Origin of the sequence: Pandoraea commovens, from assembly GCF_024704525.1 — a bacterium.
Taxonomy (GTDB): Bacteria; Pseudomonadota; Gammaproteobacteria; order Burkholderiales; family Burkholderiaceae; genus Pandoraea; species Pandoraea commovens.
In genome coordinates this window covers 5,479,254-5,496,276 of record NZ_CP102780.1, presented here as the reverse complement: position 1 = coordinate 5,496,276, position 17,023 = coordinate 5,479,254, and the positions used below count along the sequence as shown (strand labels likewise).

The 17,023-nt window shown below is 61.4% G+C and carries 23 protein-coding genes and 1 tRNA gene; 21 read left to right on the top strand and 3 right to left on the bottom strand.

Annotated features, from left to right (window positions below; genetic code table 11):
* Positions 1-19 precede the first annotated feature (19 nt).
* The 14 genes from NTU39_RS24730 to tatC all read left to right on the top strand — a co-directional run bounded on the left by NTU39_RS24730 (position 20) and on the right by tatC (position 9,100).
* The gene (locus tag NTU39_RS24730) at positions 20-490 is read left to right on the top strand and encodes a hypothetical protein (protein ID WP_150666247.1); all 471 of its coding nucleotides are present in this window, start codon (positions 20-22) and stop codon (positions 488-490) included.
* Between the two features lie 61 nt (positions 491-551).
* Positions 552-1,616, top strand: coding sequence for a histidinol-phosphate transaminase (hisC, locus tag NTU39_RS24725; protein WP_150666246.1), 1,065 nt, complete (start codon positions 552-554; stop codon positions 1,614-1,616).
* Between the two features lie 27 nt (positions 1,617-1,643).
* The gene (hisB, locus tag NTU39_RS24720) at positions 1,644-2,231 is read left to right on the top strand and encodes an imidazoleglycerol-phosphate dehydratase HisB (protein WP_039393608.1); all 588 of its coding nucleotides are present in this window, start codon (positions 1,644-1,646) and stop codon (positions 2,229-2,231) included.
* Between the two features lie 130 nt (positions 2,232-2,361).
* Complete coding sequence (locus NTU39_RS24715) at positions 2,362-2,988, top strand: MarC family protein (protein ID WP_039393607.1); 627 nt, start codon at positions 2,362-2,364, stop codon at positions 2,986-2,988.
* Entirely contained in the window at positions 2,985-3,626 is a 642-nt protein-coding gene (gene hisH, locus NTU39_RS24710) for an imidazole glycerol phosphate synthase subunit HisH (protein WP_150666245.1), read from the top strand. Before NTU39_RS24715 ends, hisH begins: the two co-directional genes overlap by 4 nt.
* A 191-nt stretch (positions 3,627-3,817) precedes the next feature.
* Positions 3,818-4,567, top strand: coding sequence for a 1-(5-phosphoribosyl)-5-[(5-phosphoribosylamino)methylideneamino]imidazole-4-carboxamide isomerase (hisA, locus tag NTU39_RS24705; protein ID WP_257958785.1), 750 nt, complete (start codon positions 3,818-3,820; stop codon positions 4,565-4,567).
* Positions 4,568-4,605: 38 nt separating this feature from the next.
* Entirely contained in the window at positions 4,606-5,379 is a 774-nt protein-coding gene (gene hisF, locus NTU39_RS24700; protein WP_039393600.1) for an imidazole glycerol phosphate synthase subunit HisF, read from the top strand.
* Positions 5,380-5,405: 26 nt separating this feature from the next.
* Complete coding sequence (gene hisI / locus NTU39_RS24695) at positions 5,406-5,804, top strand: phosphoribosyl-AMP cyclohydrolase (protein ID WP_039393598.1); 399 nt, start codon at positions 5,406-5,408, stop codon at positions 5,802-5,804.
* A gap of 5 nt (positions 5,805-5,809) precedes the next feature.
* Positions 5,810-6,166 (top strand): phosphoribosyl-ATP diphosphatase, encoded by a 357-nt coding sequence (locus NTU39_RS24690; RefSeq protein ID WP_039401587.1) that lies wholly within the window; start codon positions 5,810-5,812, stop codon positions 6,164-6,166.
* Positions 6,167-6,384: 218 nt separating this feature from the next.
* The gene (locus NTU39_RS24685) at positions 6,385-6,702 is read left to right on the top strand and encodes a DUF4870 family protein (protein WP_150578368.1); all 318 of its coding nucleotides are present in this window, start codon (positions 6,385-6,387) and stop codon (positions 6,700-6,702) included.
* 54 nt (positions 6,703-6,756) lie between these two features.
* Positions 6,757-7,131: a histidine triad nucleotide-binding protein gene (locus NTU39_RS24680; RefSeq protein WP_039393594.1), complete on the top strand. Its 375-nt coding sequence runs from the start codon at positions 6,757-6,759 to the stop codon at positions 7,129-7,131.
* A 301-nt stretch (positions 7,132-7,432) separates the two neighbouring features.
* A complete protein-coding gene (gene tatA, locus NTU39_RS24675; protein WP_039393592.1) occupies positions 7,433-7,675 on the top strand; it encodes a Sec-independent protein translocase subunit TatA in 243 nt (80 codons plus the stop codon).
* A gap of 12 nt (positions 7,676-7,687) precedes the next feature.
* Positions 7,688-8,230 carry a Sec-independent protein translocase protein TatB gene (tatB, locus tag NTU39_RS24670; protein WP_150666242.1) on the top strand — a complete coding sequence of 181 codons (543 nt, stop codon included), beginning with the start codon at positions 7,688-7,690 and terminating at the stop codon, positions 8,228-8,230.
* A gap of 75 nt (positions 8,231-8,305) precedes the next feature.
* Positions 8,306-9,100, top strand: coding sequence for a twin-arginine translocase subunit TatC (gene tatC / locus NTU39_RS24665; RefSeq protein ID WP_150666241.1), 795 nt, complete (start codon positions 8,306-8,308; stop codon positions 9,098-9,100).
* A gap of 224 nt (positions 9,101-9,324) precedes the next feature.
* Here tatC and NTU39_RS24660 read toward each other — a convergent pair whose 3' ends face one another.
* Positions 9,325-10,542 (bottom strand): Do family serine endopeptidase, encoded by a 1,218-nt coding sequence (locus NTU39_RS24660; RefSeq protein WP_257958783.1) that lies wholly within the window; start codon positions 10,540-10,542, stop codon positions 9,325-9,327.
* 18 nt (positions 10,543-10,560) lie between these two features.
* Here NTU39_RS24660 and NTU39_RS24655 point away from each other — a divergent pair, with 18 nt between their 5' ends.
* Positions 10,561-11,310 carry a Nif3-like dinuclear metal center hexameric protein gene (locus NTU39_RS24655; protein ID WP_257958782.1) on the top strand — a complete coding sequence of 250 codons (750 nt, stop codon included), beginning with the start codon at positions 10,561-10,563 and terminating at the stop codon, positions 11,308-11,310.
* Between the two features lie 67 nt (positions 11,311-11,377).
* Here NTU39_RS24655 and mscL read toward each other — a convergent pair whose 3' ends face one another.
* Positions 11,378-11,824, bottom strand: coding sequence for a large conductance mechanosensitive channel protein MscL (mscL, locus tag NTU39_RS24650; protein WP_039393586.1), 447 nt, complete (start codon positions 11,822-11,824; stop codon positions 11,378-11,380).
* A gap of 314 nt (positions 11,825-12,138) precedes the next feature.
* Between mscL and petA the strand changes: the two genes are divergently transcribed.
* The 6 genes from petA to NTU39_RS24620 all read left to right on the top strand — a co-directional run bounded on the left by petA (position 12,139) and on the right by NTU39_RS24620 (position 16,315).
* Positions 12,139-12,753: a ubiquinol-cytochrome c reductase iron-sulfur subunit gene (gene petA, locus NTU39_RS24645; RefSeq protein WP_150666238.1), complete on the top strand. Its 615-nt coding sequence runs from the start codon at positions 12,139-12,141 to the stop codon at positions 12,751-12,753.
* Positions 12,754-14,139 carry a cytochrome b gene (locus NTU39_RS24640; RefSeq protein ID WP_046289979.1) on the top strand — a complete coding sequence of 462 codons (1,386 nt, stop codon included), beginning with the start codon at positions 12,754-12,756 and terminating at the stop codon, positions 14,137-14,139.
* A 31-nt stretch (positions 14,140-14,170) separates the two neighbouring features.
* Positions 14,171-14,890 carry a cytochrome c1 gene (locus NTU39_RS24635; RefSeq protein ID WP_150666237.1) on the top strand — a complete coding sequence of 240 codons (720 nt, stop codon included), beginning with the start codon at positions 14,171-14,173 and terminating at the stop codon, positions 14,888-14,890.
* An 82-nt stretch (positions 14,891-14,972) separates the two neighbouring features.
* Positions 14,973-15,584, top strand: a complete 612-nt coding sequence (locus NTU39_RS24630; RefSeq protein WP_150666236.1) for a glutathione S-transferase N-terminal domain-containing protein — start codon at positions 14,973-14,975, stop codon at positions 15,582-15,584.
* A 77-nt stretch (positions 15,585-15,661) separates the two neighbouring features.
* Positions 15,662-16,120: a ClpXP protease specificity-enhancing factor gene (locus tag NTU39_RS24625; protein WP_150666235.1), complete on the top strand. Its 459-nt coding sequence runs from the start codon at positions 15,662-15,664 to the stop codon at positions 16,118-16,120.
* A gap of 119 nt (positions 16,121-16,239) precedes the next feature.
* A tRNA-Thr gene (locus tag NTU39_RS24620) sits at positions 16,240-16,315 on the top strand.
* Positions 16,316-16,440: 125 nt separating this feature from the next.
* Here the strand turns inward: NTU39_RS24620 and NTU39_RS24615 are convergent.
* Complete coding sequence (locus tag NTU39_RS24615) at positions 16,441-16,881, bottom strand: hypothetical protein (RefSeq protein WP_150666223.1); 441 nt, start codon at positions 16,879-16,881, stop codon at positions 16,441-16,443.
* Positions 16,882-17,023 lie beyond the last annotated feature (142 nt).

The following is a 17,023-nucleotide window of genomic DNA, read 5'->3' as shown; positions in this document are numbered from 1 at the left end:
GCTTTCCAAATCGGTTTCGTTGCCAGCCCGCCTTGTGCGGGCTGCGCTGCGTTCTGCCGTGCAGACGGTCGTGCTGTTCGGTCTCGGCATGACGCTGGCCACGGCGGCGCACGCCGCGGGCAGCTATTGCCAGCACGCCAAATTCGAAGGCACATCCGTCGAGAAGATGACGGTGTGTGTGCGGCGTCAGGCGTTCGATAACGACGTGTACGTGCTGCGTCTGGACGGCAAGACCGCGCTTCGCGGCACTGACGAGGAAGTGGCGCACGGCGTGTTCGGCCGTGTCGGCAACCGGCTCGTCGCCATGCGCTGCGAGGCCGAGGAGTCGCCCGCGCGGGTGAGCCCGGCCGTGGCGCAGGCGTTGTCGTGGCAGACGGGCGTGCGCGTGCAGCGCATTACCGACGCGCTCGGCAACGTGGAGACCGGCCGCCGTTGCACCGTCAAGATCGACGGGGCGGATGCCGGGTTGCTGACGTTCGCGTTCAACTGAGTCGCCGCTTCCGTCCCGATTGATTCATCCCTAATTCGTCATCCATCGCCTTCGATTCGCCATGTCCGTCGACCAAGTGATTCGCCCCGATGTGCTCGCCATGAGCACCTATCCCGTGCCCGATGCCAGCGGCTTTCTGAAGCTCGACGCGATGGAGAACCCCTACGGCCTGCCCGATGCGCTGCGCACCGCGCTGGCGCAGCGTCTGGCCGATGTGGCGCTCAATCGTTATCCGGCACCGCGTCCGCAGGCGCTGCTTGAGAAGCTCTCGCGCACGATGGGCGTGCCCGCAGGTGCGAAGCTGCTGCTCGGCAATGGCTCGGACGAAATCATCAGCATGATCGCGATGGCGACGGCACGCCCGGGTGCGGCGGTCATCGCGCCGATGCCGGGTTTCGTGATGTACGAGATGTCGTCGCGGTTCGCTGGGGTCGAGTTTGTCGGCGTACCGCTCACGGCCGACTTCTCGCTCGACATGCCTGCGATGCTGAACGCGATTGCGGCGCATCCCGGCGCGGTGGTCTATCTGGCGTACCCGAACAACCCGACCGGCAACCTGTTTGCCGACGAGGACATCGAAACGCTGGTGCGCGCGGCGGGCAACGGGCTGGTGGTGATCGACGAGGCGTACCAGCCGTTCGCGGGCAAGACGTGGATGCCGCGTCTGCCCGAATTCCCCAATCTGCTGGTGATGCGCACCGTCTCCAAGCTCGGACTGGCGGGTATCCGGCTGGGCTATGTGGCGGGCAGCGCCGAGTGGCTGGATCAGTTGGATAAGGTGCGTCCGCCCTATAACGTGAACGTGCTGACGCAGGCGTGCGCCGAATTTATGCTCGATCACCTTGACGTGCTCGACGCGCAGGCGGCCGAGTTGCGCGCGGAGCGCACCCGGCTGGCGGCCGCAGTGGCGGCGCTTCCCGGGGTGACGGTGTTCGCCAGCGACGCGAATTTCCTGCTCGTTCGGGTGCCGGACGCCGACAAAACCCACACTGGCCTGCTCGCGCACAAGGTGTTGATCAAAAACGTGGGTAAAATGCACGTATTGCTGGCCAATTGCCTCAGATTGACGGTCGGCACCCCCACGGAGAATGCCGCAATGGCCAAGGCTCTGGCGGCATCACTCTAACAAGCTATACGACGAGAACTCACCATCATGCGCATTGCGGAAGTCGTTCGCGATACCAGCGAAACGCAAATACGCGTCAAGATCGACCTGGACGGCACCGGCCGGAAGACGCTCGATACCGGCGTGCCGTTTCTGGACCACATGCTCGACCAGATCGCGCGCCACGGCCTCATCGACATGGATGTCGAAGCCAAGGGCGATACCTACATCGACGATCACCATACGGTGGAAGACGTCGGCATCACGTTGGGTATGGCGGTGGCCAAGGCCATCGGCGACAAGAAGGGTATCGTGCGTTACGGCCATAGCTATGTGCCGCTCGACGAAGCCCTCTCGCGGGTGGTGATCGACTTCTCGGGTCGTCCCGGTCTCGAATTCCATGTGCCTTTCACGCGCGCTCGCGTGGGCAACTTCGACGTCGACCTGCTCATCGAATTTTTCCGTGGCTTCGTGAATCACGCGGGCGTCACGCTGCATATCGACAACCTGCGCGGCATCAACGCCCATCACCAGTGTGAAACGGTGTTCAAGGCGTTCGGTCGTGCCCTGCGCATGGCGGTCGAGATCGATCCGCGTGCGGCGGGTGTCGTGCCGTCCACGAAGGGAAGCCTCTGACATTGACGGGTCTGTAGCGCTTGTGACGCCGGTCTGACCGGCGTCGCCAGCCGGATAGCCCGCCGGACGCGAGTCCGGCGCCCCTGCGAAGATTCATCGACCGGCCGGACGCCGGCGCCGTGTGCCCCTTATGACGCTCGACGCCTTCAAGTTTTTCATCTCGTTGCTGGCCCTGATCAATCCGCTCGGGGCGATTCCGCTGTTCATCAGCCTGACGTCCACGCAGACACGGGAAGAGAAGCGCCACACGATCAACGTTGCGGCGATTGCCGTTGCACTGGTGGTGGCGGGTTCGGGACTGTTCGGTGAGGCCATCATCCGCTTCTTCGGCATCTCGATTGCGTCGCTGGAAGTCGGTGGTGGCGTGATCATGCTGCTCATGGCGGTGAACATGATCAACGCGCAGACGGGGAACACGCGGGCGACGGCGGAAGAGCGTCACGAAGCGGAGGAGCGGCCGAACATCGCCGTGGTGCCGCTGGCGATTCCGCTGCTCACCGGGCCGGGGACGATCAGTACCGTGATCATCTACTCCGGCCGCGCGCATGGCTGGGCGCAGATTCTGGCGCTCATGGCGATTGGCGTAGGGGTGGGTGCGGTGTGCTGGGTGGCGTTGCGCAGTGCCGGTCGCATCGAAGGCTGGCTCGGGCGCACGGGCATCAACATCGGCACGCGCCTGATGGGGTTGATCCTCTCGGCGCTCGCCGTGGAATTCATTATCGATGGTTTGAAAATACTGCTGCCGGGTTTGAGATGAATAAGATTGCGATTGTCGACTACGGAATGGGCAACCTGCGCTCGGTCTATCAGGCGCTGCGTGCCGCAGCCCCGGAGGCCGACGTGAGCATCAGCAGCGACGCCGCCGAGATTCGCGCCGCCGACCGTGTGGTGCTGCCGGGGCAGGGCGCGATGCGCGACTGCATGGGCTGCCTGAACGAGTCGGGCCTGCGCGAGGCCGTCGTCGAAGCTGCCGCCACCAAGCCGATGTTCGGCGTGTGCGTGGGCGAGCAGATGCTGTTCGATATGTCGGACGAAGGCAACACCCCTGCGCTGGGCCTGCTGCCGGGCCGCGTGGTGCGCTTCGATCTCGAAGGTCAGGTGCAGGATGACGGTTCGCGCTTCAAGGTGCCGCAAATGGGCTGGAACCGCGTGCATCAGACGCAGGGCGCCCACCCGATCTGGGCCGGCGTGCCCGACGACAGCTATTTTTACTTCGTGCACAGCTACTACGTTGTGCCCGCGAAGCCCGAACTGACGGCCGGCGAGACGGTCTACGGAGTGCCCTTTACCTGTGCTGTGGCCCAAGATAATATCTTCGCCACTCAGTTTCACCCGGAAAAGAGCGCCCAGGCGGGCCTTGCGCTTTACCGCAATTTTGCACAGTGGAAGCCCTGATGACGACCCGTGCGACGCGCCGGAATCCGGTTTCCTTCCCGAGCGTGCCCTCCATCACGGCTTATACTGTGTCATGTTGATGAACCCGATCCCGACGCGCCGAAGTCCGGCAAGACCGGGGTCGGTTTTATGTTGTCCGCGTAACTTGCGAATTCCTTTTACTTCCCACTAGCGACGTTTCACGATTGCCTATGCTGCTCATCCCGGCCATCGACCTTAAAGACGGTCAATGTGTTCGCCTTAAACAAGGCGACATGGATCAAGCCACCGTATTCTCGGAGGACCCCGCCGCCATGGCTCGACATTGGGTCGAGCAAGGTGCGCGCCGCCTCCATCTGGTGGATTTGAACGGTGCATTTGCTGGCAAGCCGCGTAACGAAGCGGCTATCCACGCCATCGTCGAGGAAGTCGGCGCCGACATCCCCGTGCAACTGGGCGGCGGCATTCGCGACCTGGGCACCATCGAGCGCTTTCTCGACGCCGGTCTGTCGTACGTCATCATCGGTACGGCAGCCGTGAAGAACCCCGGCTTCCTGCGCGATGCCTGCAGCGCGTTCGGCGGCCACATCATCGTCGGTCTCGACGCCAAGGACGGCAAGGTTGCCACCGACGGCTGGAGCAAGCTCACCGGCCACGAAGTCGTGGATCTGGCGCGCAAGTTCGAGGACTACGGCGTCGAATCGATCATCTACACCGACATCGGCCGCGACGGCATGCTCCAGGGCATCAACATCGAAGCGACGGTGCGCCTCGCGCAGGCGGTGACCGTGCCGGTGATCGCCAGCGGCGGACTGTCGAATCTGGGCGATATCGATGCGCTGTGCAAGGTCGAGAGCGAGGGCGTCGAAGGCGTCATCTGCGGCCGTGCCATCTACTCGGGCGATCTGAATTTCTCGTCGGCGCAAACGCGCGCGGACGAGCTTTCCGAAGGAGCGGCATAAGCGGGACTACGGCTGCGGCCGTCTCGCGTGCCAACATCATGGCTCTCGCTAAACGCATCATCCCGTGTCTGGACGTGACGGCCGGCCGCGTGGTCAAGGGCGTCAACTTCGTCGAACTTCGCGACGCGGGCGACCCCGTCGAGATCGCCCGCCGTTATGACGAGCAGGGCGCGGACGAACTGACGTTCCTCGACATCACTGCGACCTCCGACGGACGCGATCTCATTTTGCCGATCATCGAAGCGGTGGCCGCGCAGGTCTTCATCCCCCTCACGGTGGGTGGCGGCGTGCGCGAAGTGGCAGACGTTCGCCGTCTGCTCAATGCCGGTGCGGACAAGGTCAGCATGAACTCGTCGGCCGTTGCGAATCCGCAACTGGTCGCCGATGCGGCAGCCAAGTATGGCTCGCAATGCATCGTCGTGGCCATCGACGCCAAGCGTGTCTCGGCCGACGGCGAAGCCCCGCGCTGGGAAGTCTTCACGCACGGCGGTCGCAAGAACACCGGTCTCGACGCCGTGGCCTGGGCCAAACAGATCGAAGCGCTGGGCGCTGGCGAAATCCTGCTCACGAGCATGGACCGCGACGGCACCAAGAGCGGCTTCGACCTGGCGCTCACGCGCGCCGTGTCCGACGCTGTGAGCATTCCCGTGATCGCCTCGGGCGGCGTGGGTTCGCTGGCCGATCTGGCCAACGGCGTGACCGAAGGCCATGCGGATGCCGTGCTGGCCGCGAGCATCTTCCACTACGGCGAGCACACCGTCGGCGAAGCGAAGCGCTTCATGGCCGATAAGGGCATTTCCGTACGTCTGTAAGGCCTCTGAACGGGACTCGACGCATCATGACGCAAGACTGGCTGGACAAAGTAAGTTGGGACGCGCAGGGCCTCGTGCCCGTGATCGCGCAGGAAGTCGGCAGCAACGACGTGCTGATGTTCGCCTGGATGAACCGCGAAGCGCTCGCGCGCACCGTGGAAATCGGCGAGGCCGTCTACTACTCGCGTTCGCGCAAGCGTCTGTGGCACAAGGGCGAGGAGTCGGGGCACGTGCAGAAGGTGCATGAGATCCGTCTCGATTGCGACGAAGACGTCGTGCTGCTCAAGGTGACGCAGAACGATGGCATCGCGTGCCACACGGGCCGTCATTCCTGCTTCTTCCAGAAGTTCGAGGGCAACGCCGCGGAAGGTCAGTGGACCACCGTCGAGCCGGTGCTCAAGGACCCGAACAAGATCTACAAGTGATTGCCATGAACGATACGCTCGAGCGTGTTGCCGAAGTGATCGCGTCGCGTAAGGGCGCCGATCCCGACAAGTCTTACGTTGCCCGTCTGTTTCACAAGGGTGACGACGCCATCTGCAAGAAGATCGGCGAAGAAGCGACCGAAGTCGTGCTCGCGGCCAAGGACATTCGCATTGGCGGGGCGGACGATCTGCGTCAGAAGCTCGTCAACGAGACGGCCGATCTGTGGTTCCACTGCATGGTGCTGCTGGCTCACCACGACCTGAGCCCGAACGAAGTGCTTGCTGAGCTCGCGCGCCGCGAGGGGCTCTCGGGCCTCGTCGAGAAGGCACAGCGCGGCACGCGCGGCGAACACGCGGACTGACATCGGCGTCTGCCGCTGTCTTGCGGCAGCACCCCCAGCCCAATTTGCTCCCTGCACTCCATTTGTCCGACACTGCCGAGTCATCCCGAGACATTACGCAGGCTCTCAAGAGGAGACGCTTCATGAACGATCCGCAACAATCCGGCGGCCCGGGCCATCCCTATACCGTCAACACGACAACGGTCGCGAGTGCCCCTAGCGAGGAGCAGGAACGTGCGATGCGTAAGCTCACGCACGTGCTCTACGCGCTGTATGCGCTGTTCTGGCTCACCGGCGGCGTGACCGCCATCGTGGCCATCATCATCAACTACATCAAACGCGACGACGCGGCCGGCACGCTGTACGCGTCGCATTTCACCTGGCAAATCCGCACCTTCTGGTGGTCGGTGGTCTGGGCGGTGCTGGGTGTGGCGCTTGCCGTCGTGGTGGTCGGGTTCGCGATTCTCTGGGTGCTCGGCATCTGGACGCTGTACCGGATCGTCAAGGGCTGGCTGTATCTGAACGACAACAAACCCATGTACGCGGCGCGCGCCTGAGGCATGCGGGGCGGCGCTTCGATTCATCAGAGCATTCGAGAGGAAGACACAAGCATGACGCACGACAACTGTATCTTCTGCAAAATCGTCGCCGGGCAGATCCCGAGCGCGCAGGTCTACAGCGACGACGACGTCGTGGTGTTCAAGGACATCAATCCGGCCGCCGACCTGCACCTGCTGATGGTTCCGCGCAAGCATATCGCCACGTTGCAGGACTGCCAGCCGGAAGATCAGGCGCTGCTCGGCAAGATGATGCTGCTTGCGCCGAAGCTGGCCCGCGAGCAGGGTTACGCCTTCGATGGCGACGCGTCGAACATCGACGGTAACGGGTTTCGCGTGGTGATGAACACCGGACCGGGTGGCGGGCAGGAGGTTTATCATCTTCACATGCACATTCTGGCCGGACCGCGGCCGTGGAAGCGCATGTAAAGTCAGCGCGACAGCGAAGTCCGGGAATATCGCGACGGTTTGCCGCGTTATGTGATGGAATGGTGCAACGCTCCCGCATCGGGAAAGGTTTCACGAAACATTTATTTCTACCCGGCGTCGCGCCCGGTTACGATGCTAGACGTGACGCGCAATGTGCCACAATGGGGCACATGGTTGCGTAACATGAGTAACGCGGGGCAAACATAGCGCACTGCGCCAAAGGCTTGAGGGCCTGCGCAGCGGGGCTCGATAAAACCTCGTCGCGACGCGGCAGAGGTAGGTAAACGCAAGGAGAGTGGTCATGGGTTCGTTGAGTATTTGGCACTGGCTGATCGTGCTGGTGATCGTGATGATGGTTTTCGGCACCAAGAAGCTGCGCAACATGGGTAGCGATCTGGGCGGTGCGGTCAAGGGCTTCAAGGACGGCATGAAGGAAGGCGAAGCCTCCCCGTCCAAGGAAGATCCGGCGGCTGCCAAGGAACTGCGCGATTCGACCACCATCGACGTGCAGGCCAAGGACGCGAGCAATCACAAGCAAGGCTAAGTCGGCGTCGACATGATCGATCTCGGCCTTTCCAAACTGATGTTGATCGGCGTGGTTGCGCTGGTCGTGATCGGTCCCGAACGCCTGCCTAAAGTGGCACGCACGGCGGGCGCGCTGTTTGGTCGCGCCCAACGCTATATCAACGACGTGAAGGCCGAAGTGAGCCGCGAGATGGAACTCGACGAGCTGCGCAACATGCGCAACCAGTTCGAGGACGCGGCCCGCAGCGCGCAGAACACCGTTCAGAAGCAGTTGCATGAGCAGGAGGCGTCGCTCAATGATGCCTGGGCGAGCGCCACCGGTACGTCGTCGAACGAGACCGCCGGGGGCGGCACCGATGCCGCGACTGGGTATTCCGACAGCTATCTGTCCGAACCGGTGGTGACGTCGAGCCTCCGCGCGAAGCCCAAGCGCCGCAACTGGCGTGTGCGCCGGGCCGCGACGCCCATGTGGTTCAAGCAGGCCAGCACGACGCGCACGCAGGTGCAGTCGGGTGCGGCGCGCGTGGCGCGTCACACACCGGCCAAGCTGCGCCGGCCCATCAAGTTCTTCTGAGGCCTTCCGAGGCATAATCGCGCCGAACTTCCCGCCATCGGGCACTGTGCTGGCTTCATTCCTGGATAAGTCGACGTGAGCGACGAGAAACAAATCCCCGAAGGGGGCACCGAAGAGACCTTCATCTCGCATCTGGTCGAGCTGCGCAACCGCATCATTCGTGCGGGCACGTCCGTGATCGTGGTCTTCCTGTCGCTGGTCTACTGGGCCCCGGACATCTTCCGGTTACTTGCCCGCCCGCTCACCCAATCGCTGCCCAAAGACGGCAAGCTGATCGTCACCGACATCACCGGGTCGTTCTTCGTCCCGATGAAGGTCACGCTGATGGTCGCGTTCGTGATTGCGCTGCCCATCGTGCTGTATCAGGTGTGGGCGTTTATCGCGCCGGGGCTGTATCAGCACGAGAAGAAGCTGGTGATGCCGCTGGTTGTGAGCAGTTACTCGCTGTTCCTGATCGGCATGGCGTTCGCGTATTTCCTCGTCTTTCCGACGGTGTTCCACTTCATCGCGCACTACAACGCGCCGCTGGGCGCGGAGATGAACACCGATATCGACAATTACCTGAGCTTCGTGCTGACGATGTTCATGGCGTTTGGCGTAACCTTCGAAGTGCCGGTCGTCGTCGTCGTGCTCGCCCGCATGGGCGTGGTGAGCATCGCCAAGCTCAAGCAGATTCGTCCGTATGTGGTGGTGGGCGCGTTCGTGCTGGCCGCGGTCGTCACGCCGCCGGACATCCTCTCGCAACTGATGCTGGCCGTACCGCTCTGTATCCTCTATGAGCTGGGCCTGATCGCTGCACGGATCTTCGTCAAACAGGGGCATGCCCCCAACGGCGAGAGCAGCGAAGAGGACGGCAAGGCGACGTCTTAATCGCAGCCTGCCAGGTCAACACAAGGAAGCACGGGTTTCGTCCCGTGCTTTTTTGTTGGCTCATGAGGGAGAGGCCGGTCGCGTGTCATTGAGCACTGACGAGCGTGGGCGGTCGTTTGTAGCCCTCGCTCGAGTCTCTTCGCAGGACGGACGCCAAAACGAAAACGGCCGCGCCGAAGCGCAGCCGTTATTCGTTACCCGGGGTGTTTCGTTTCCCCCGCCGATCAGTCAGCGTTGTTGTCGTCGCTGCCGTCGTCTTCGTCCTGTGCCGGACGCTTGGGCGGCGGCGGACGCTTGCCTATCGTCACCGTCAGATCCAGTTCCTTCTTCTTGCGCGTGACATGCAGCTTGGCTTGCGTGCCCGGCTTGATCTGGGCGATGACGTTGAGCAATTCGGTCGTGTCGCGAATCGACTCATCGTTCACCTTCGTCAGGATATCGCCCGGCTGGACGCCTGCCTTGTCGGCCGGACCGGCCTGCACGACGCCCGCGATGATGACGCCGGAATCCTGTTGCAGGCCGAACGACTCGGCGATGTCCGAGGTGATGTCCTGCGGTTCGACACCGACCCAGCCGCGCGTAACACCGCCGGTCGTGATGATGCTTTCGAGCACCGAGCGCGCCGTCGACACGGGAATCGCAAAGCCGATGCCCATATTGCCGCCGCTGCGGGAGTAAATCGCCGTGTTGATGCCCAGCAGATTACCGTTCACGTCGACCAGCGCGCCGCCCGAGTTACCGGGGTTGATGGCGGCATCGGTCTGGATGAAGTTCTCGAACGTGCTGATGTCGAGGTGGTTGCGGCCCAGCGCGCTGATGATGCCCATCGTGACCGTCTGGCCCACACCGAACGGGTTGCCGATGGCGAGGACCACGTCGCCCACGCGCACCTGTTCCATGCGACCGAGGGTAATGGCGGGCAGATTGTCGAGCGTGATCTTGAGCACGGCCAGATCGGTTTCTGGATCGCTGCCGACCAGCTTGGCGCGCGCTTTGCGGCCGTCCGCGAGCGCGACTTCGATCTCGTCCGCGCCGTCCACCACGTGATGATTCGTGAGAATATAGCCTTCGCTGCTCACGATCACGCCAGAGCCGAGGCTCGACACCGGGTCCTGACGCACCGTGCCGCCGCCGTCTCCGAAGAAATAGCGGAACAGCGGATCATCGAGGCGCGGGTCGCGATTCTGCTTTTGTTCCTTGCTGGAAAAGATGCTGACGACCGCAGGCATGGCCTTTTGTGCGCCATCCGCATAGGAGCCCGCTGCCGGTTTGTCGGACAGACTCGGCGCGACTTCCTGCAAGGCGATGATCGGATTGGCGAGTTGCTTGCCGAATGAACCCTGGCGTTGCAGCCACTGAGGCTTGAGAGTGGCGATGATGAAGAGCAACGCAAGCAGCACGGTGACCGCTTGCGCGAACAGTAGCCAGAAGCGTCTGAGCATGAAGAAGCGAGGCCTTATATGAATCGTGTTGAACTCGAATTGTATCTGAACGATACCCTGCAAACCGCGCAATTTCGCGATTACTGCCCGAACGGCCTACAAGTCGAAGGGCGCAGCGAGATAAAGAAAATCGCCAGCGGCGTGACCGCAAGCCTGGCGTTTCTCGAAGCCGCCCGCGACTGGGGTGCGGATGCCGTGCTCGTCCACCACGGTTATTTCTGGAAGAACGAAGAAGCCCGCATTACCGGGATGAAGCGCAAGCGTCTCGGGTTGTTGATCGGCAACGACATCAGTCTGTTCGCTTATCACCTGCCGCTCGATGCGCATCCTGAACTGGGCAACAACGCCCAACTCGGCAAGCTGCTGGGATTCGCCGACGATGGCGGTCGTTTCGGTCCCGATCAGCTCGGATGGCTCGGTGCGACCGCGCAACCGATGACGCTAGCGGACCTGGCGACACACGTCGAAAAGCAATTGGGACGCCAGCCTCTGATGCTGGGCGATCCCAGCCGTCAGGTGAGCCGGGTGGCGTGGTGCACCGGCGGGGCGCAGGGCTTCTTCGAAGCGGCGATTGCCGCCGGGGCGGACGTGTACATCAGCGGTGAGGTGTCCGAACCCACGCAGCACCTCGCGATGGAAAGCGGGGTGGGGTATCTGGCAGCGGGGCATCACGCGACTGAACGTGGCGGCGCCCGCGCGCTCGGCGAGCATGTCGCCGAACGCTTCGGACTCGAACATCGATTCTTCGATATGCCGAACCCGGCCTAAGACCTGGGGGCGCGAATCACAAGCCGCCACCCGTGGGCGGCGGCTCCGGGCGGTTCTGGCGGTTGCCTTACCCGTTCTGCTTCTTGAGGCTGTCGCGGATTTCGCGCAGCAAAACAATGTCTTCCGGGGTCGGTGCCGGGGCGGCCGGGGCTTCCGGCTCCGGACGCTTCAGGCGGTTGATCTGCTTGACCATCATGAAGATGATGAACGCCAGAATCAGGAAGTTCAGGGCGACGGTGATGAAGTTGCCGTAGCCGAACACGGCAACACCGGCCTTGGTCAGGTCGGCGTAGGACGTGGGGTTGCCTTTGAAGTCAGGCGGGATGGTGCCGAGCAGGATGAACTTGCTCGAGAAGTCCAGTCCGCCGAAGATCGCGCCGACGATCGGCATGATCAGGTCTTTGACGACCGAATCGACGATCTTGCCGAAGGCTCCACCGATGATCACACCGACGGCCAGATCGATCACATTGCCTTTGACGGCAAATTCCTTGAATTCCGACATGAAGCTCATGCCATTCCTCCGCTGTTTTAATGAGTGGCCAGGCGAGCATCGCTGTCGCGCACGATGTCACCGGGGCGAGACAAGGAAAATGATGACTAAATGTCGTGCACGCGTCAACGAAAGCGGCGATCATAGCGGTTCTCGAGCAGCATCCCAAAAGCGAAACCCCGGGTGGGCGGTAGCCACCCGCAGGGTACGTTAATCCTTTGAAAATACGCGAAAACCACTAGGAGACTGAGGCGTTTTGCCGTTGTTTCAGGCATTTACGCTCGCGTATGATTTAAGGTTGACGGAAATACAAATTCAACCGTGTGGGGCTTGTGATGAGTAACAATCAGAAACGTGCCGTCGACAGCAACCGCCGGAACCTTTTGATTGCAACGTCCGTAGTAGGAGGCGTAGGCGGCGTTGTAACCGTGGTTCCTTTCGTCAGTTCCCTCGAACCTTCGGAGCGCGCCAAGGCTGGCGGAGCGCCCGTCGAAGCCGATATCAGCGGGTTGCGGCCCGGCGAGAAGATGACGGTCGCCTGGCGCGGCCTTCCTGTGTGGATCGTACGCCGCACGCCGGACGAAATGGCTTCGCTGTCCAAAGTGACCGCCGAACTGGCCGATCCGGACTCCAAGGAAACGTTTTCCTTTCCGATGCCGGATTACGCCAAGAACGAGTTCCGCACGCGCGTCGAGCATAAGGATTTGCTCGTTGTCATCGGCGTCTGTACGCACCTCGGCTGCATCCCTTCCGGCCCTTACGTGGCGAATACCATTCCGGCCCTTGGCCAGGACCCGGGCTTCCTGTGTCCGTGTCATGGTTCGACCTACGATATGTCTGGCCGTGTTTTCAAGAACAAGCCGGCGCCAAAGAATCTCGACGTTCCTCGTTTCATGTTCCTGAGCGACAGCAAGATCGTGATCGGTAAAGACGAAAAAGGAGAAGCGTAAATGGCCGCCGACAAACAAGTCGACACGACGGGCTTGCTGGGCTGGATCGACCGCCGGTTTCCGCTCACGCAGCTCTGGAAAGACCACGCATCCGAGTATTACGCGCCCAAGAACTTCAATTTCTGGTACTTCTTCGGCTCGCTGGCCATGCTGGTGCTGGTGATCCAGATTCTCACCGGCATCTTCCTGGTGATGAACTACAAGCCCGACGCCAACCTCGCGTTCGCGTCGGTCGAGTACATCATGCGCGAGGTGCCGTGGGGCTGGCTCATCCGCTACATGCACTCGACGGGCGCCTCGATGTTCTTCGTCGTGGTGTATCTGCACATGTTCCGCGGGCTGCTCTACGGCTCGTACCGCAAGCCGCGCGAGCTGGTGTGGGTGTTCGGTTGCCTGATCTTCCTGTGCCTGATGGCCGAGGCGTTCATGGGCTATCTGCTGCCTTGGGGCCAGATGTCCTACTGGGGAGCGCAGGTGATCGTGAACCTGTTCTCGGCGATTCCGTTCATCGGCCCGGACCTGTCGCTGTGGATTCGCGGCGACTACGTGGTGTCGGACGCCACGCTCAACCGCTTCTTCGCGTTCCACGTGATTGCGATTCCGCTGGTGCTCATCGGTCTGATCGTCGCGCACATCATTGCGCTGCACGAAGTCGGGTCGAACAACCCGGACGGCGTCGAGATCAAGGACAAGAAGGACGCCAACGGCCGTCCGCTTGACGGGATTCCGTTCCATCCGTACTACACGGTTCACGACATCATGGGCGTGGGCGTGTTCCTGATGGTCTTCTCGGCGATCGTGTTCTTCGCGCCGACGATGGGCGGCTACTTCCTGGAAGCGAACAACTTCATCCCGTCGGACCCTCTCAAGACGCCGCCGCACATCGCACCGGTGTGGTATTTCACGCCGTTCTATTCGATGCTGCGCGCGACCACCGATGACTTCAAGCATCTGCTGATGGGCATTGCGGTGCTGGTCACGGCGGTCTGGTGGATCAAGGGCCGCGCGGCGGTGACAACCAAGGTGGCTGCGTCAGGCGGCGTGGTGTTGCTGCTGCTGGCGATGTACCTGACCGAGGCGAAGTTCTGGGGCGTGGTGGTGATGGGCGGCGCGGTGGTGACGCTGTTCTTCCTGCCGTGGCTGGACCATAGTCCGGTGAAGTCGATTCGTTACCGTCCGGGATTCCACAAGGTGTTGCTGGGTATTCTCGTCGTTGTTTTTGCGGTGCTGGGGTATCTGGGGATCCAGGAGCCGACGCCCGTGAAGACGGCCATCTCGCAGATTGGCGCGCTGTATTACTTCGGATTCTTCTGGCTGATGCCGCTGTGGAGCAAGCGCGGCACCTTCAAGCCGGTGCCGGAGCGCGTGACCTTCGCGGCGCATTGAGCGCACTCAAACGACGACTAGGGATATCAAGATGAGAAAACTGTTGCTTATCCTGGCGCTCCTGAGTGGCTTCACGGCGCCGGCTTTGGCTGAAGAGGGTGGGGCGCTGGACACGGCGCCCAACCGGATCGACGATCTGGCGTCGCTGCAGCGGGGCGCCAAAATGTTTGTGAACTACTGCCTGAACTGCCACTCGGCGGCGTCGATGCGGTATTCGCGGCTCAAGGATCTGGGCTTGTCGGACACGGAGATCAAGAACAACTTGCTCTTCACGACCGACAAGATCGGCGAGACGATGACCGTGGCCATGCGCGCGGCGGATGCCAAGGAGTGGTTCGGCTCGGCCCCGCCCGACCTGTCGGTCGAGGCCCGTGCCAAGGGCACGGACTGGCTGTACACCTACTTGCGTACCTTCTACCGGGACGATTCCCGTCCGACCGGTTGGAATAACGTCGCGTTCCCCAATGTGGGCATGCCGAACCCGTTCTGGCAGTTGCAGGGACAGCGGGGGCTGAAGCATGCGGAGGGGGCGGAACATGGTGCGGCGCAGTTCGTGCAGATCACTCAAGGCACGATGAAGCCAGTGGAATTTGATTCTGCTATGGCGGATTTGGTATCTTATCTGGATTGGATGTCGGAGCCGGCGCAGCGGACGCGTCGGCAGTTGGGTGTCTGGGTTCTGTTGTTCCTGGGACTCTTTACGGTACTTGCCTGGCGCCTGAATTCGGCCTATTGGAAGGACGTGAAGTAAAATAACGTCTGTACGACGGGGCCAGGGTTTGGGAAGCTCGGTTTCCCGCCCCGGCCCCGTTGGTTTTTAAGGAAGACGCGCTATGATGGTTTTGTACTCGGGCACGACGTGCCCCTTCTCCCAGCGTTGCCGGCTGGTTCTGTTCGAAAAGGGCATGGATTTCGAAATCCGTGACGTCGATCTGTTCAACAAGCCGGAAGACATTGCGGTGATGAACCCGTACGGTCAGGTGCCGATTCTTGTCGAGCGCGACCTGATTCTGTACGAATCGAACATCATCAATGAGTACATTGACGAACGTTTCCCGCATCCGCAACTGATGCCGGCCGATCCGGTGCAGCGTGCGCGTGCGCGTCTGTTCCTGTTCAACTTCGAGAAAGAGCTGTTTGTGCACGTGAGCTCGCTCGAGAACGAAAAGGGCAAGGCGGCGGAGAAGACGCACGAGAGGGCCCGCGCTTCGATTCGCGATCGTCTGACGCAGCTTGCGCCGATTTTCGTGAAGAACAAGTACATGCTGGGTGAGGAGTTCTCGATGCTCGACGTGGCGATTGCGCCGCTGCTGTGGCGTCTGGATCACTACGGCATCGAACTGTCGAAGAACGCTGCACCGTTGATGAAGTATGCCGAGCGGATTTTCAGCCGTCCGGCGTACATTGAAGCACTGACGCCGTCCGAAAAGGTCATGCGTCGCTAATGTGTCGATATGCCCGCTGGTGAGGCTGGTTTGCCGGGGAATGGCGAACGGGTTTCGCGGCGGGATAAGTTGGTTATATGCCTGAAACGTCTACCAAGCCTTATTTACTGCGCGCGCTGTACGAGTGGTGTACCGATAATGGGTACACGCCGTATCTGGCCGTGCATGTCGATGCCAGAACGCGTGTTCCGCGCGAGTTTGTGAAAGATGGCGAGATTGTGCTGAACATCAGCTTCGATGCCACGAGCGGATTGCAGATGGGCAACGACTCGATTGAATTCAGCGCCCGCTTTGGCGGCATCTCGCAGAAGGTGGAAGTGCAGGTGCCGAACGTGCTGGCGATTTATGCTCGCGAGAACGGTCAGGGCATGGCGTTCCCGGTCGACAAGCAGGCGTCTGCGGACGAGGGTCCCGAGCTGGAAGCGGTGCCGACAGCGCAGGAGCCGGAAGGCGACGACCCGGATCCGACGCGTCCCGGTGGTAATGGCGCGGCTGGCAGCAATGCCGGACGTGCACATCTGAAGGTCGTGAAGTAATTCGTGACGGCGGTGGGACGCGAGACTTTCGGGTGTCGCGTCGAGCCGCGAAATAACGAGCGATTTCGCACCGACAGGTAGTCGCAGTGACCGACGAATCGGTTATACTACGCGACTTCGCCGGCTTAGCTCATCTGGTAGAGCAGTTGATTTGTAATCATCAGGTGGCGGGTTCGAGTCCTGCAGCCGGCACCAAACAAGACAAAGGGTTACGTGATTTCACGTAACCCTTTGTGCTTTCTGGGGGCTGATGGGGCTAGCGTGGCCGCTGTCCCTTCAGCGCCGGGAAGGCTCGATTTCCCGAGCCAATCCCCGTACTCCTATCTCTTCTCCGCGTAACACTGCGCACGCAAATCGCTGCTGCCGATGTATGCGCAGCTCCCATTGCCCTGCTTGGCATAGCAATAAGCACGCTGATCGCTGTCGCCGATGTACGCGCAACTACCATTGCCTTTCTCGGCATAGCACTGCGAGCGAAGATCGCTGCTGCCGATGTATGCGCAGCTCCCATTGCCCTGCTTGGCATAACAATAAGCACGCTGATCGCTGTTGCCGATGTACGCGCAACTGCCATTGCCCTTCTCGGCATAGCACTCCGCGCGCAGATCGCTGCTACCGATGTATGCGCAGCTTCCGTTGCCTTGTCTGGCATAGCAATAAGCACGCTGATCGCTGTCGCCTATGTTTGCGCAACTCTGCGAAAAGGCTGAACCCGATGCGCCGCACATCAGCATCGCGAAACAGATCAGGACTTTCTTCATCAAGTTCATTCCAGGTCTCTCTGCTCAATATCGCCATGATCGCAATTCATTGAGAAAACCTCAATTACTACGTGGAATCCTAAGTATCTAAGAGTGTTCATATAAACGGTTAGACGTTGCTTTCACAACCATCTAGCCATGA

Coding starts and splice junctions, on each gene's coding strand:
- hisB (WP_039393608.1), top strand. CDS start 1,644: ATGCGCATTGCGGAAGTCGTTCGCGATACCAGCGAAACGCAAATACGC.
- hisI (WP_039393598.1), top strand. CDS start 5,406: ATGACGCAAGACTGGCTGGACAAAGTAAGTTGGGACGCGCAGGGCCTC.
- hisA (WP_257958785.1), top strand. CDS start 3,818: ATGCTGCTCATCCCGGCCATCGACCTTAAAGACGGTCAATGTGTTCGC.
- NTU39_RS24655 (WP_257958782.1), top strand. CDS start 10,561: ATGAATCGTGTTGAACTCGAATTGTATCTGAACGATACCCTGCAAACC.
- hisC (WP_150666246.1), top strand. CDS start 552: ATGTCCGTCGACCAAGTGATTCGCCCCGATGTGCTCGCCATGAGCACC.
- NTU39_RS24680 (WP_039393594.1), top strand. CDS start 6,757: ATGACGCACGACAACTGTATCTTCTGCAAAATCGTCGCCGGGCAGATC.
- NTU39_RS24685 (WP_150578368.1), top strand. CDS start 6,385: ATGCGTAAGCTCACGCACGTGCTCTACGCGCTGTATGCGCTGTTCTGG.
- NTU39_RS24640 (WP_046289979.1), top strand. CDS start 12,754: ATGGCCGCCGACAAACAAGTCGACACGACGGGCTTGCTGGGCTGGATC.
- NTU39_RS24715 (WP_039393607.1), top strand. CDS start 2,362: ATGACGCTCGACGCCTTCAAGTTTTTCATCTCGTTGCTGGCCCTGATC.
- mscL (WP_039393586.1), bottom strand. CDS start 11,824: ATGAGCTTCATGTCGGAATTCAAGGAATTTGCCGTCAAAGGCAATGTG.
- hisF (WP_039393600.1), top strand. CDS start 4,606: ATGGCTCTCGCTAAACGCATCATCCCGTGTCTGGACGTGACGGCCGGC.
- NTU39_RS24630 (WP_150666236.1), top strand. CDS start 14,973: ATGATGGTTTTGTACTCGGGCACGACGTGCCCCTTCTCCCAGCGTTGC.
- tatB (WP_150666242.1), top strand. CDS start 7,688: ATGATCGATCTCGGCCTTTCCAAACTGATGTTGATCGGCGTGGTTGCG.
- NTU39_RS24625 (WP_150666235.1), top strand. CDS start 15,662: ATGCCTGAAACGTCTACCAAGCCTTATTTACTGCGCGCGCTGTACGAG.
- tatA (WP_039393592.1), top strand. CDS start 7,433: ATGGGTTCGTTGAGTATTTGGCACTGGCTGATCGTGCTGGTGATCGTG.
- NTU39_RS24635 (WP_150666237.1), top strand. CDS start 14,171: ATGAGAAAACTGTTGCTTATCCTGGCGCTCCTGAGTGGCTTCACGGCG.
- NTU39_RS24690 (WP_039401587.1), top strand. CDS start 5,810: ATGAACGATACGCTCGAGCGTGTTGCCGAAGTGATCGCGTCGCGTAAG.
- petA (WP_150666238.1), top strand. CDS start 12,139: ATGAGTAACAATCAGAAACGTGCCGTCGACAGCAACCGCCGGAACCTT.
- NTU39_RS24615 (WP_150666223.1), bottom strand. CDS start 16,881: ATGAAGAAAGTCCTGATCTGTTTCGCGATGCTGATGTGCGGCGCATCG.
- hisH (WP_150666245.1), top strand. CDS start 2,985: ATGAATAAGATTGCGATTGTCGACTACGGAATGGGCAACCTGCGCTCG.
- NTU39_RS24660 (WP_257958783.1), bottom strand. CDS start 10,542: ATGCTCAGACGCTTCTGGCTACTGTTCGCGCAAGCGGTCACCGTGCTG.